Genomic DNA, 13,215 nt, shown 5'->3' on the forward strand with positions numbered 1-13,215 from the left:
CTCACTGTTGGGTCATGGCTGGCGCCCACCGGGTAAGCGACAGTTGCCGAAACAATGATCCGGTTCCCGGCTGGAGGCAATCCAATTTGGAATTGCTCGAAAGGAATAAATTTCGGAGACTGCTCGTTGTGCGATGCGGCAACGGCATGAAGCTTTTGAAATGCCAGTATTGATGCCGTATCGATCACTCCTACCAAGGTCGGGTGCGCTGCCGGACCCGACATCGACAACAGAAGGAGCCCGTCAATGGCCAAGCTCAACCGCAGCGGCATCGATATCTACTATGAGATTCACGGCAACGGGCCGCCCTTGATCCTCACCCACGGCTACTCATCGACGTCTGCGATGTGGCACGGCCAGATCGAGGCGCTGTCGAAGCGGCACAGGCTGATCCTGTGGGACATGCGCGGGCACGGCCAGTCCGACTATCCCGACAATCCGGATGCTTATAGTGAAGCGACGACGGTCGGCGACATCGCCGCCCTGCTCGATGTTGCCGGCGCCGACAAGGCGATCGTCGGCGGCCTGTCGCTCGGCGGCTACATGTCGCTCGCCTTTCATCGCGCCCATCCGGAGCGGGTGCGCGCGCTCTTGATCATCGACACCGGCCCTGGATTCAAGAAGGACGACGCCCGCGAGGTCTGGAACACGCGCGCCCGCGACACCGGCGACCGCTTCGATCGTGAGGGGCTCGAGGTGCTGAAGTCCTTGAGCGCCGAGCGCGCGTCGGTCACGCATCGCGACGCCAAAGGCCTGGCGCTCGCCGCGCGCGGCATGCTGGCGCAACGCGATGCGCGGGTGATCGAGTCGCTGCCCGGGATCAAGGTCCCGGCGCTGGTTGTGGTCGGGGCCGACGACACGCCGTTCCTGGCGGCGTCCGACTACATGGCGGCGAAGATCCCGGGTGCGCAGAAAGCGGTGATTCCGAACGCCGGCCATGCCGTCAACATCGACCAGCCGCAGGCGTTCATCGCCGCCGTGCTGCCGTTCCTCGATAGCCTTGAAGCCGGCGCGCCGGGAAAGGCCGCCTCATGAAGACGATTGTCGTCGCCTTGTTGCTGACGGCGGCCGCGACAGGAGCGAACGCCCAGAAGCTACGGCCGTTCGCCGACCCGGCCACGCCAACCTTCACCGCGACGCTGTCGAACAACACACCGCTGGTGTTCGGCATGGACGTCGCGGAAGCGCAGCGCGCGCTCGGCACCCCCTTCACCCATGTCAGCGGACGGCCCGGCAATGAGATCTTCCTGACCTTCCGCGACCTCGGCGGCAGCGGGCTGTTTCCGCACCATGATCGTCTCTATCTGCAATTCCGCAAAGGCCGGCTCGCCGGCTGGAAGGGCGACTGGGGCGAGAACTGGATGTGGCGCTAAACCTCATCGATGGGCTTCATGCAACCCCCAACATGACAAGGATGGACCATGGGACAAGACATCAAGCTGAAGGCTTCGGATGGATTTGAACTCGGCGCCTATCGCGCCGATCCCGTCGGCGCGCCGAAGGGCGCGATCGTGGTGATCCAGGAGATCTTTGGCGTCAACCACCACATCCGCTCGGTTTGCGACCGGCTGGCGAAGGAAGGCTATGTCGCGGTTGCGCCGTCGATCTTCGACCGCATCACGCCGAACTTCCAGAGCGGCTACTCCCCCGATGAGGTCGCCGAGGCGCGCAAGTTCGTCGCCAATCCGGACTTTGCCGCGATGCTGCGCGACAGCCAGGCAGCGATCGACGCGGTGAAGTCGGCCGGGCCGGTCGGCATCATCGGCTTCTGCCTCGGTGGCAGCATCGCCTACGCGGCCGCGACCAAGCTGACCGGGCTCTCGGCCGCGATCGGCTACTACGGCGGCGCCGTCGTCCGCTTCGCCGACGACAAGCCGGCCGTGCCGACGCAACTGCATTTCGGCGAGAAGGACGCGGGCATTCCCTTGAGCGATGTCGAGACCATCAAGTCGAAGCGGCCCGAGGTCGAGGTCTTCATCTATCCCGGCGCGCAGCACGGCTTCCATTGCGACGAGCGCGCAAGCTACGACAAGGCGAGCGCCGACGTCGCCTGGCCGCGCAGCATGGAATTTTTCGGAAAGCATCTGCGCTGACCGTCATTGCCGGGCTTGACCCGGCAATCCATCATCTTCGGAAGACTCTTCGTAGATGGATGCGCGGGTCAAGCCCGCGCATGACGAGCGGTGGTCAAAACCAGCGCTCACCGACGAACACCGTATCGCCCGGGCTCATCGGCGTGCCCAGCGGCACCACGAAGCGGCCGGAGCCGGATGCATCGGTATGGGTGAGGGTGACCTGGTCGCGCTTGGCGCGCGGCGAGAAGCCGCCGGCGATCGCGACCGCGCTTTCGACGGTCATGTTCGGCACGTAGGGATACTGGCCGGGAGCCTGGACCTCGCCGAGGATGAAGAACGGCCGGTAGGACTCGATCTCGACCGCAACCGAAGGATCGCGGATGAAGCCGTTGCGCAGCCGTGCCGAGATTTCACCAGCGAGCCCGGCCGGCGTGCGGCCGCGCGCCGGCACCGAGCCGATCAGCGGCATGGTGATCGAGCCGGCGGCGTCGATCGCGTAGGAGTTGGTCAGGCCTTCCTGGCCGTAGACCACGACCCGGAGCTTGTCGCCCGGGCCGAGATGATAGGAGTTGTCGTAACCGGCGGGCCCACCCGGTGCGGCGGCATAAACCACCGGGGCGGCATCCGGCGCGGCATAGCCATAACCAGGAGAAGCACTGGCGAAGGCGGAACGCAGTGCGCTGATCGCACCACCGCCGCCGGCATCGGCAACCGGGGCGGATGTGTAAGCCGGTCCATAGGTGACCGAATCGACACCTTGCGGGCCGACGGCAACCGGACCCGACGTGCTCATGCAGCCAGACAGCGCGAGCGCAGCCACAACGGCAGTGATCGGCAATCGTAACGCGCGTGCAACCGGCACCGGACCTATCCCTCAACGGCGAGACAAGCCCAGTCTTGCACCACTTATGGTTAACAAAAGGTTTTCGAGGACCGAGTGGGGAGCCGGAAAGCCCGCCTCCCGCTCGATCTAGCGCATGACAGAGCAATCAGGCGGTGACGCCGACGCCGATCGGGCAGGACACGCCGGTGCCGCCAAGCCCGCAATAGCCCGCCGGATTCTTGGCGAGGTATTGCTGATGGTAGTCCTCGGCGAAGTAGAACTCGCCGGCCGGTGCCACTTCCGTCGTGATCGCGCCGAGGCCCTTGGCGGCGAGCGCCTTCTGATACATCGCCTGCGACGCATCGGCGGCTTTGTGCTGCGCGTCGCTGAACGTGTAGATCGCAGAACGATACTGCGTGCCGATGTCGTTGCCCTGGCGCATGCCCTGCGTCGGGTTGTGGTTCTCCCAGAACGTCTTCAGGAGCTTCTCGTAGGAGATCTTCTTCGGGTCGAACACGACCAGCACGACCTCGGTGTGGCCGGTGCGTCCCGAGCACACCTCTTCATAGGTCGGGTTCGGCGTGTGGCCGCCGGCATAGCCGACCGCGGTGGTATAGATGCCGTCGCCGAGTTCCCAGAACTTCCGCTCGGCGCCCCAGAAGCAGCCGAGGCCGAACACGGCCTGCTCGAGGCCTTGCGGATAGGGCGGCGTCAATTTGCTGCCATTGACGAAATGCGTGGTCGCGGTCGGGATCGGCGTCGCGCGGCCAGGCAGCGCCTCGGCGGCGCTTGGCAACGCGGTGGTCTTGCGCATGAACAACATGGATACCTCCGGGCGGGACATCGGCCGACGCGGCAACGGCCTGCGGGCCGGCTGTCACCTATATATGTCGTTACGCGGATGTTGGCAGCCCCGTTACTGACGGCAGCGGCCAAGAGAAGCTCGAGAGGGCTGCAGCCAACTCAGTCGCGTGCGTAGCCGATCAACGGCTTGCGCGGCCGGAACAGGATCATCAGCAGGATGCCGGCAATGCCGAGCACCGCGAACACCGGCTGCTCCAGAAGCACGCGGATCACGCCGTTCCAGAGCCAGGGCGCGAAGCGATCCACCCAGGCATGGAACGCCTGCTGGCTCGACTGATGGATATCGTTCCAGAACTGGCCGAATTGGGTGAACCGCAGGCTCTGGTCGGCGACGTAGCGGGCCCCGTCATAGACCATGAAGATGAAACTGCCGGCCAGCAGCAAAAGGCCGATCAGGCGGAAAAAGCCGCGGATCATGCGTCACCCTAACTCCCAGTCGCGCCCCACGCGTCGACAGGCCTTACCGGGCGTCCCCCGGAAATTCAACCACTTCAGCGGCTTATCCGGCCCTCGCGAGGCCGATTTCGGGTCCTTTTTCGGTCCCGAAAGCGTTGACGGTTAAGCCTGCGCCATCTATAAGACCGGCCGATGGCGGCGGGCGCAATCCTGCCGCCGCTGTTCTTTGGACAGTGCCGCATGCGGGGGCAGCATTATGCGCCTTGGCATGGCCGCCTCAAGGACACCTTGGACAAATACATCAGAGTTGAGATTTGAACCGGCCGGTGCGCGCAAGCCCGACCACCGAGCGATCACCGCCGAAGGACAGTTAGAGAACCATGGCCAACACCACCTCCGCCAAGAAGGCGACCCGCAAGATTGCCCGCCGCACCATCGTCAACAAGTCGCGCCGCACGCAGATGCGTGGCGCGGTGCGCACCGTCGAGGAAGCAATCAAGAGCGGCGACCGCGAGGCGGCACTCAAGGCGATGAGCAAGGCCGAGCCCGAACTGATGAAGGCAGCGCAGCGCAACATCATTCACAAGAACCTCGCGAGCCGGAAGGTGTCGCGCCTCGCGCAGAGCATCGCCAAGCTCGCCAAGTGAGCTTGCGGAGTACAGCTCGCCGCGTGAGCTGACCGAAGAACACATTTGTCACGAAGCCCGGCTCGCGCCGGGCTTTTTGTTTTGGTCTCGCATTTTGTCGTGGAAGTTTCGTAGCGCGAGAAGAGTCGGCGTTGCCGCGCAACGAACTGCGTGTCATGTTTCGTCGCGTCCGTAGTTCTACCGGCTCAATATGCTTAACGCGCCGCACTCGCGCACAGATTGTTCTGCGCTAAGCTAGATAGATGGAATAGCGCGCGAATATCTCGCGTTGAAAATCGCGCAGCGGGGTTACCCTGCAAAAGTAATCGCGAAAAATGACGTCTCGCGAATTACTTATGCACATAGCGCTGAACAGCGATTGGAAAAATGACCGGCGCGAGACCAAATGTAAATTTTCTATGAAAAATTTTTGGTATTGCACCGTCGTTTGTGACACGCGTGAATCTGTGCGCTGATTCAAAACCTTGCTTTCGCAACTCAGCGTCGGCAACACCGCAACAGTGGCGAAGAGTCTCGACCCCCGTCGAATCCACGGATTGTCAGAAAATGTGCTTGGTGTATTTATTTCTTGTTCGCGACGCCCACGGCTCTCCAGATCAGCGCGGTTTGAGACCCAGGGGCGGACGTGCAAATCGGCGGCGGTGTGCGCGTTAGCGACGCTTTCCAAGCGAAGCTAGATTGACGGCTCATAGCGATATGAGGACGGTCGACCTGTGTCAAAATATCTCCGGCGGTGTCCCCGACAATTTGGGGGATCGAACAAGAGAGACCAGGGCGTCAGTCGGAATCTGGCAACGGGAACGCGGCGCAAGCGAACGGGTTGACGACGACACGCGGCGGCGAAGCGCCGGGCATTTCGGTGTTCGGTAGCGGCAGTTCGATTTTGAAGACACCAGCAAGCTGACAACTTGCCGCGATACGTCGCGGTGGGAGGGGGAGGACTTATGCCTTACGGTATCATCACTGCAGTCGAACCAACGACAGCCCAAGTGCAGATTTCCTGTGGTGCCGTAATCAACCCCTCGGACGCTGACTCTTACCCGCAGAGAGCGTCGAGTACGCGCTGACCTCGCGGGACGCATCTTCTCCAAACAGCTGACCTGTCGCGTGGCGCATGGCCGCCACACGGGAGAGCTTTGTCCGGAGCAGACCGCGCCCGCTAGAGGTCGCGTCGTGGCAGGATCCCTGCACGGCGCTTTCGCAATCATCATCTCTCAGTTTTGGAAAAGCACGAAGGCAATGACGAACACGGAACAGGATCGCTGGTCGCGGGTAAAAGGACGTTTGCGGACGAGCGTTGGCGAGGACGTCTACACGAGCTGGTTTGCGCGGATGGATCTCGAGAGCGTGCACGATGAGAGCGTGCATCTGTCGGTTCCGACCCGGTTCCTCAAGAGCTGGATCCAGGCGCATTACGCCGAACGCGTGCTCTCCTGCTGGCAGGCCGAGATGCCCGAAGTGCATCGCATCGACCTCACCGTGCGCTCGGCGATCCGCGCGATGGCTCCGGTGAAGGAAGCGGCTGCGCCGGTCGAAGCGCGCCGTGTCGAGCGCAATGACGGCCGTCCCGCGCCTGAACTGCGCTCGTTCGCGACGGCGCCGGTGTCCGCCAGCCATGATGCGCTCGGCGGCTCGCCGCTCGATCCGCGCCTGACCTTTGCAAGCTTCGTCGTCGGCCGTTCCAACACGCTGGCCCATGCGGCTGCGCGCCAGGTCGCGGAAGGTCGCCGCGGCGATCCCGTGATGTTCAACCCGCTCTACATCCATGCCGGCGTCGGCCTCGGCAAGACACACCTGCTGCAGGCCGTGACCTGGGCGGGCAATTCCGGCGGCGAGCGCAAGGTGCTGTATCTCACCGCCGAGAAGTTCATGTACGGCTTCGTCGCGGCGCTGAAGACGCAGACGGCGCTGGCGTTCAAGGAGGCGCTGCGCGGCATCGACGTGCTGGTCATCGACGATCTGCAGTTCCTGCAGGGCAAGTCGACGCAGGCCGAGTTCTGCCACACGCTGAACGCGCTGATCGATGCCGGCCGTCAGGTCGTGATCGCCGCCGACCGTCCGCCGTCCGACCTCGAAAGCCTCGACGACCGCGTGCGCTCGCGGCTCGCCGGTGGCCTGGTGGTCGAGATGGGTTCGCTCGGCGAGGAACTGCGGCTCGGCATCCTGAAGTCGCGCGTCGCCGCGGCCCGCGCCCACCATGCGACCTTCGATGTGCCGGAGGAAGTGCTGGACTATCTGGCGCGCACCATCACCCATAACGGCCGCGACCTCGAAGGCGCGATCAACCGCCTCTTGGCGCACTCCAAGCTCAACAACCAGCCGGTGACGCTGGAGATGGCCGAACGCGAGGTGCGCGACCTGATCCGCCCGCAGGAGCCGAAGCGGATCAAGATCGAGGACATCCAGCGCGTGGTCGCCCGGCAGTACAATGTCAGCCGCTCCGACCTCTTGTCGTCCCGCCGCACCGCCAACGTGGTGCGTCCGCGCCAGGTTGCGATGTATCTGGCCAAGACGCTGACCCTGCGTTCGCTGCCGGAGATCGGCCGGCGCTTCGGCGGCCGCGACCACACCACCGTGTTGCACGCGGTGCGCAAGATTGAGGCACTGGTCGCCAAGGACACGGCGCTGTCAGAGGAAGTCGAATCGCTGAAGCGTCAATTGCAGGAATAAGACTGCAGGAATAAGGCCGCCTCATTTGGCCGGCTCGTTCCATAGCCCTCCCCTTTATCAAGAGGGGAGGGCTAAACTTTTTTCCGGCCCAAAACGTGGGGAACGGGGCCCGTTTCGCGCCCGTATCCCTTGCACCGGCCGCCCATCCGCGCCACCTTGCGGTCCCCCCGTGGGTTTGATCAAATCCGGTATTGATCCGGCTTATCGGGTTTCCAATGCCGCGGTGCTGCCCTGAACGGCCGCCCGGCTTTTCCATCTGAGGGATCTGGCGGGTATTGCAATGAAGGTCACCGTCGAGCGCGCGCAACTCCTGAAATCGCTGGGTCACGTTCACCGCGTGGTCGAGCGCCGCAACACCATCCCGATCCTCGGCAACGTGTTGATCCGCGCCGAGGGCGCCAAATTGTCGCTGAAGGCAACCGACCTCGATCTCGAGGTGACGGAGACCTTGGCCGCCGAGACCGGAACCGCCGGCTCGACCACGGTGCCGGCGCACATGTTCTATGACATCGTCCGCAAGCTGCCCGACGGTTCGCAGATCGTGCTGGAGGCCGACGGCGACCGCTCGGTGCTCGCGGTGCGCGCCGGCCGCTCGCGCTTCACGCTGCAGACCCTGCCCGAGAGCGATTTCCCGGGCCTCGCCGCCGGCGACATGACGCATTCGTTCTCGCTGCCGGCGTCCGACATCAAGCGGCTGATCGACCGTACCCAGTTTGCGATCTCGACCGAAGAGACCCGCTATTACCTCAACGGCATCTATCTGCACGCCGCCGGCAGCGCCAAGGCGGCGACCCTGCGCGGGGTTGCGACCGACGGCCATCGCCTGGCGCAGATCGACCTCGCGCTGCCCAAGGGCGCGACCGGCATGCCCGGCGTGATCGTCCCGCGCAAGACGGTCGGCGAGGTGCAGCGGCTGATCGAGGGCGACGACGCCGAGATCTCGATCGAGCTGTCGGATGGCAAGATCCGCTTCACGCTCGGCAATGTGGTGCTGACCTCGAAGCTGATCGACGGCACCTTCCCGGATTATGGCCGTGTCATTCCGCAGAACAACGACAAGGAACTGGTGGTCGACAAGAAGGATTTCGAGGCCGCCGTCGATCGCGTCTCGACCATTTCCAGCGAACGCGGCCGCGCCGTGAAGCTGGCTTTGTCCGCCGGCAAGCTGGTGCTCTCGGTCACCAACCCGGATTCCGGCAGCGCCACCGAAGAGCTCGAGGTCGAGTACGCCTCCGATGCGCTCGATATCGGCTTCAACTCGCGCTATCTGCTCGACATCGCCGCCCAGATCGAGGGCGAGGTCGCGGTGCTGAAGCTCGCCGATCCCGGCTCGCCGACCCTGGTGCAGGACCGCGACAGCAAGGGCGCGCTCTACGTGCTGATGCCGATGCGGGTGTGACGATTTCCTCTTGTCATGGCCGGGCTTGACCCGGCCATCCATCCAATCAAATGACCTACTGGGTATACATCCTCGCGAGCAAGCCCGGTGGAACTCTCTACGTCGGCGTGACCAATAATCTGGTCCGGCGCGTCTACGAACATCGCGAAGGTCTGGCCGAGGGCTTTACCAAGAAGTACGGCATCAAGACGCTCGTCTACTTCGAGGCGCATGAGACAATCGCTGCCGCGCTTCAGCGCGAGAAGAACATCAAGCACTGGTCTCGCGAGTGGAAGATTGATTTGATCGTCGCCGGCAATCCCGACTGGCGCGACCTATATGATGAAATTGTCCGCTAACGCGGACGATGGATTGCCGGGTCAAGCCCGGCAATGACAGAGTAGACATGACCCCGTCCCGCATTCATCGCCTGTCGCTGACGCATTTCCGCAATTACCGGGCGGCGACGCTGCAGGTCGCGGGCGACATGGTGGTGCTGGTCGGGCCCAACGGCGCCGGCAAGACCAATTGCGTGGAGGCGGTCTCGTTCCTGTCGCCGGGCCGCGGACTGCGTCGCGCGACCTTGGAGGACATCGCCGACAATCAGGGCGACGGCTCCTGGGCGGTCTCGGCCGAAGTCGAGGGCGCGCTCGGCCTCGCCACGCTCGGCACCGGCATCGATCCCCCGGCAGGCGAGGCGAGCAACAACCGGCGCTGCCGCATCGATCGCGAACCGGTGGGGTCCGCGACCGCGTTCGGCGATCATTTGCGTATGGTGTGGCTGACGCCAGCGATGGACGGCCTGTTCATGGGCGCAGCGTCCGAGCGGCGGCGCTTCTTCGACCGCCTGGTGCTGGCGATCGATTCCGAGCACTCCAGCCGGGTCTCGGCGCTGGAGCGCTCGCTGCGCTCGCGCAACCGGCTGCTCGAGGTGCGCAACTACGACGACCATTGGTGTGATGCGATCGAGCGCGAGACCGCGGAGCTTGCGGTCGCGGTCGCCGCATCACGCGGCCAGACCGCCGCCAAGCTCGCCGCGATGCTGCACGAGCGCGGGGCCGCCTCGGCCTTCCCGTCCGCCGAAATCATGCTCGACGGCTGGATGGAGAACGCGCTGCTGCAGGAGCCTGCGACCGCGGTGGAGGACCGCTACCGCGAGATCCTGCGCGCCAGCCGTCCGCGCGACGCCGCCGCCGGGCGCACGCTCGACGGACCGCATCTGACCGATCTGCAGGTGATTTACGCGCCGAAGGGCATGCCGGCGCGCGACGCCTCGACCGGCGAGCAGAAGGCGCTGTTGATCGGGCTGGTGCTGGCGCATGCCACGATGGTCGCGGAGATGACCGGCATCGTGCCGCTGCTGCTGCTCGACGAGGTCGTCGCCCATCTCGATCCCAATAGGCGCAAGGCGCTGTTCGAGGAGCTCGCCAAGCTCGGCGCACAGGTCTGGATGACCGGCGCCGACCCTGCTGCCTTCGTCGATATCGGCCCGACGGGAGAGATTTTCGACGTCGAATCCGGCCGCGCCACACGGCGCGGCTAGGCGCGCGGAATCGGCTCCAAAAGGGGTTCGAATCTGCCTTCGAATCGGGCTTTTCAGAGCCTCCGGAATCGGCCTTTGAGAGCCTTGAAACAGGCCGAAAAAATCCTATTTATTCAATAGTTTGTAGACAGAGACTTTGCGCTAGGCGCAACTGCTCTTTCATGGCACAAATAGCGGAATCAGCGCCTCATTTTGTGCAGCTGATTCGGGACATCCTCGAAGGCCTCACATGACTGAACCTGCCCGGCAGACCCCTGCCGAATCTGAGCATCCCATTCCGGCCGAATATGGTGCGGAATCGATCCGGGTGCTGAAGGGCCTCGACGCCGTCCGCAAGCGGCCCGGCATGTATATCGGCGACACCGACGACGGTTCCGGCCTGCACCACATGGTCTACGAGGTCGTCGACAACGCGATCGACGAGGCGCTGGCGGGCCATGCAAGCCGCGTCCTGGTTACCCTCAACGCCGACAATTCCGTCACCGTGTACGACGACGGCCGCGGCATTCCGGTCGGCATCCACAAGGGCGAAGGCGTCTCGGCGGCCGAGGTCATCATGACCCAGCTGCACGCCGGCGGAAAGTTCGACCAGAACTCCTACAAGGTCTCCGGCGGTCTGCACGGCGTCGGCGTCTCCGTCGTCAACGCGCTGTCCAGCAAGCTGGGCTTGCGAATCTGGCGCGACGACAAGGAGCACTACATCGAATTCGCGCACGGCGATGCCGTGGCGCCCCTCAAGGTGGTCGGCGATGCCCCGGGCAAACGCGGCACCGAGGTCACCTTCCTCGCCTCGCCCGAGACCTTCAAGAACATCGAATATGATTTCGCGACGCTCGAGCACCGGCTGCGCGAGCTCGCCTTCCTCAATTCCGGCGTCCACATCGTGCTGTCCGACATGCGCCACGCGGTCGAGAAGCGCGAGGAGATGCACTATTCCGGCGGCGTCGAGGAATTCGTCAAATATCTCGACCGCAACAAGAAGGCGATCGTGCCGGCGCCGATCATGGTGCGCGCGGAAGCCAACGGCATCGGCGTCGAAGCCGCGCTGTGGTGGAACGACAGCTACCACGAGAACGTGCTGTGCTTCACCAACAACATCCCGCAGCGCGACGGCGGCACCCATCTGGCCGGCTTCCGCGGCGCGCTGACGCGCCAGGTCAACGGCTATGCCGAGGCCAATGCGAAGAAGGAAAAGATCGCGCTGACCGGCGACGATTGCCGCGAAGGCCTCACCGCGGTGCTGTCGGTGAAGGTGCCCGATCCGAAATTCTCGTCGCAGACCAAGGACAAGCTGGTGTCCTCGGAGGTTCGACCGGTGGTCGAGAACGTCCTGAACGAGGCACTGGCGGCCTGGTTCGAGGAGAATCCGAAGGAAGCCAAGGAAATCGTCGGCAAGGTGATCCAGGCCGCCGCAGCCCGCGAGGCTGCGCGCAAGGCGCGCGAGCTGACCCGCAAGAATCCGCTCAGCGTCTCCTCGCTGCCCGGCAAGCTCGCCGACTGCCAGGAGAAGGATCCGGCGAAGTCCGAACTGTTCATCGTCGAGGGCGACTCGGCAGGCGGCAGCGCCAAGCAGGGCCGCAACCGCGAATTCCAGGCGGTGCTGCCGCTGCGCGGCAAGATCCTCAATGTCGAGCGCGTGCGCCCCGACAAGATGCTGTCGTCGGAGCAGATCGGCACGCTGATCACCGCGCTCGGCACCGGCATCAGCGACGATTTCTCGGTCGAGAAGCTGCGCTATCACAAGATCATCGTAATGACCGACGCCGACGTCGACGGCGCCCATATCCGGACGCTGCTGCTGACGTTCTTCTACCGCCAGATGCGCTCGATCATCGATGGCGGCTTTCTCTATATCGCCCAGCCGCCGCTCTATAAGGTCTCGCGCGGCAAGTCCGAGCAGTATCTGAAGGACGAGCGCGCGCTCGAGGATTACCTGATCTCGACCGGGCTCGACGAATGCGTCTTCAAGCCGGCTTCCGGCGAAGACCGCTCGGGCCGTGACCTGCTGTCGCTGGTCGAAGACGCCCGGACGATCCGCTCCGTGCTGCGCAACCTGCACAGCCGCTACAATCGCGCGGTGATCGAGCAGGCCGCGATCGCCGGCGTGCTGACCCCGAGAATCACCAGCGATATCGCGACCGCCAACTCCGCGGCTGATTACATCGCCAAGCGGCTGGACGCGGTTGCCGACGAAGTGGAGCGCGGCTGGATCGGCACGTTCACTGAAGGCCAAGGCTTCCAGTTCGAGCGCACCGTGCGCGGCGTCAAGGAAGTGGCCGTGATCGACGACGCGTTTCTCGGCTCGGCCGATGCACGCAAGCTCGACGAGTATGCGACCAGGCTGCAGGAGATCTACGTGCGGGCGGGCAAGCTCCGGCGCAAGGATGCCGAGCAGACCATTCACGGCCCGATCGACCTGTTCGAGGCCGTGACCGATGCCGCCCGCAAGGGCGTCTCGCTGCAGCGCTACAAAGGTCTCGGCGAGATGAACCCGGAGCAGCTGTGGGAGACCACGCTGGACACTGAGGCGCGCTCGCTGCTCCAGGTGAAGATCAAGGAGGTCGACGAGGCCGACGATATCTTCACCAAGCTGATGGGCGACGTGGTCGAACCGCGCCGCGACTTCATCCAGGAAAACTCGCTCAGCGCCAACATCGACATCTAGGGACCTGCTCCCGGCGGCCAGGCGGACATGCGCTTTCCGACGCGACGGCTCGGCCAAGATGACGTGTCCGTGACCGCGCGCGCCGCACCGTTGCGCGGCTACCTTTCGTGTGGAAGCTGCGCCGGGAGTTGTGTTACGGTGCCGGACAGCCATT

12 protein-coding genes are annotated in these 13,215 nt (G+C 64.2%); 9 read left to right on the forward strand and 3 right to left on the reverse strand.

The genetic code is table 11. The features are described 5' to 3' along the window. Window positions 1–246: 246 nt before the first annotated feature. The 3 genes from AAFG07_RS41510 to AAFG07_RS41520 are packed head-to-tail and all read left to right on the forward strand — an operon-like array spanning window position 247 to window position 2,093. A complete protein-coding gene (locus AAFG07_RS41510) occupies window positions 247–1,035 on the forward strand; it encodes an alpha/beta fold hydrolase (RefSeq protein WP_342725299.1) in 789 nt (262 codons plus the stop codon). Continuing rightward, window positions 1,032–1,373 (forward strand): hypothetical protein, encoded by a 342-nt coding sequence (locus AAFG07_RS41515; protein ID WP_342725301.1) that lies wholly within the window; start codon window positions 1,032–1,034, stop codon window positions 1,371–1,373. Before AAFG07_RS41510 ends, AAFG07_RS41515 begins: the two co-directional genes overlap by 4 nt. A gap of 48 nt (window positions 1,374–1,421) precedes the next feature. Further along, on the forward strand, window positions 1,422–2,093 hold the full coding sequence (locus tag AAFG07_RS41520) for a dienelactone hydrolase family protein (RefSeq protein ID WP_342725302.1): 672 nt from the start codon (window positions 1,422–1,424) through the stop codon (window positions 2,091–2,093). Between the two features lie 94 nt (window positions 2,094–2,187). On the opposite strand, the gene AAFG07_RS41525 is transcribed toward AAFG07_RS41520, so the two are convergent. The 3 genes from AAFG07_RS41525 to AAFG07_RS41535 all read right to left on the reverse strand — a co-directional run bounded on the left by AAFG07_RS41525 (window position 2,188) and on the right by AAFG07_RS41535 (window position 4,179). Continuing rightward, on the reverse strand, window positions 2,188–2,937 hold the full coding sequence (locus AAFG07_RS41525; protein ID WP_342725303.1) for a polysaccharide biosynthesis/export family protein: 750 nt from the start codon (window positions 2,935–2,937) through the stop codon (window positions 2,188–2,190). A 127-nt stretch (window positions 2,938–3,064) separates the two neighbouring features. After that, window positions 3,065–3,721 carry a peptide-methionine (S)-S-oxide reductase MsrA gene (gene msrA, locus AAFG07_RS41530; protein ID WP_092120552.1) on the reverse strand — a complete coding sequence of 219 codons (657 nt, stop codon included), beginning with the start codon at window positions 3,719–3,721 and terminating at the stop codon, window positions 3,065–3,067. A 140-nt stretch (window positions 3,722–3,861) separates the two neighbouring features. Next, the gene (locus AAFG07_RS41535) at window positions 3,862–4,179 is read right to left on the reverse strand and encodes a hypothetical protein (protein ID WP_092120555.1); all 318 of its coding nucleotides are present in this window, start codon (window positions 4,177–4,179) and stop codon (window positions 3,862–3,864) included. 359 nt (window positions 4,180–4,538) lie between these two features. Between AAFG07_RS41535 and rpsT the strand changes: the two genes are divergently transcribed. The 6 genes from rpsT to gyrB all read left to right on the forward strand — a co-directional run bounded on the left by rpsT (window position 4,539) and on the right by gyrB (window position 13,061). After that, complete coding sequence (rpsT, locus tag AAFG07_RS41540; protein ID WP_212312332.1) at window positions 4,539–4,805, forward strand: 30S ribosomal protein S20; 267 nt, start codon at window positions 4,539–4,541, stop codon at window positions 4,803–4,805. 1,239 nt (window positions 4,806–6,044) lie between these two features. Next, on the forward strand, window positions 6,045–7,475 hold the full coding sequence (gene dnaA / locus AAFG07_RS41545; RefSeq protein WP_342725304.1) for a chromosomal replication initiator protein DnaA: 1,431 nt from the start codon (window positions 6,045–6,047) through the stop codon (window positions 7,473–7,475). Between the two features lie 280 nt (window positions 7,476–7,755). Continuing rightward, on the forward strand, window positions 7,756–8,874 hold the full coding sequence (gene dnaN / locus AAFG07_RS41550) for a DNA polymerase III subunit beta (RefSeq protein WP_074126563.1): 1,119 nt from the start codon (window positions 7,756–7,758) through the stop codon (window positions 8,872–8,874). A 50-nt stretch (window positions 8,875–8,924) separates the two neighbouring features. After that, the gene (locus AAFG07_RS41555) at window positions 8,925–9,212 is read left to right on the forward strand and encodes a GIY-YIG nuclease family protein (protein WP_212057902.1); all 288 of its coding nucleotides are present in this window, start codon (window positions 8,925–8,927) and stop codon (window positions 9,210–9,212) included. A gap of 47 nt (window positions 9,213–9,259) precedes the next feature. Continuing rightward, window positions 9,260–10,396 carry a DNA replication/repair protein RecF gene (gene recF / locus AAFG07_RS41560; RefSeq protein WP_342725305.1) on the forward strand — a complete coding sequence of 379 codons (1,137 nt, stop codon included), beginning with the start codon at window positions 9,260–9,262 and terminating at the stop codon, window positions 10,394–10,396. 229 nt (window positions 10,397–10,625) lie between these two features. Further along, a complete protein-coding gene (gene gyrB, locus AAFG07_RS41565) occupies window positions 10,626–13,061 on the forward strand; it encodes a DNA topoisomerase (ATP-hydrolyzing) subunit B (RefSeq protein ID WP_342725306.1) in 2,436 nt (811 codons plus the stop codon). Window positions 13,062–13,215 lie beyond the last annotated feature (154 nt).

Source organism: Bradyrhizobium sp. B097, assembly GCF_038957035.1.
Taxonomy (GTDB): Bacteria; Pseudomonadota; Alphaproteobacteria; order Rhizobiales; family Xanthobacteraceae; genus Bradyrhizobium.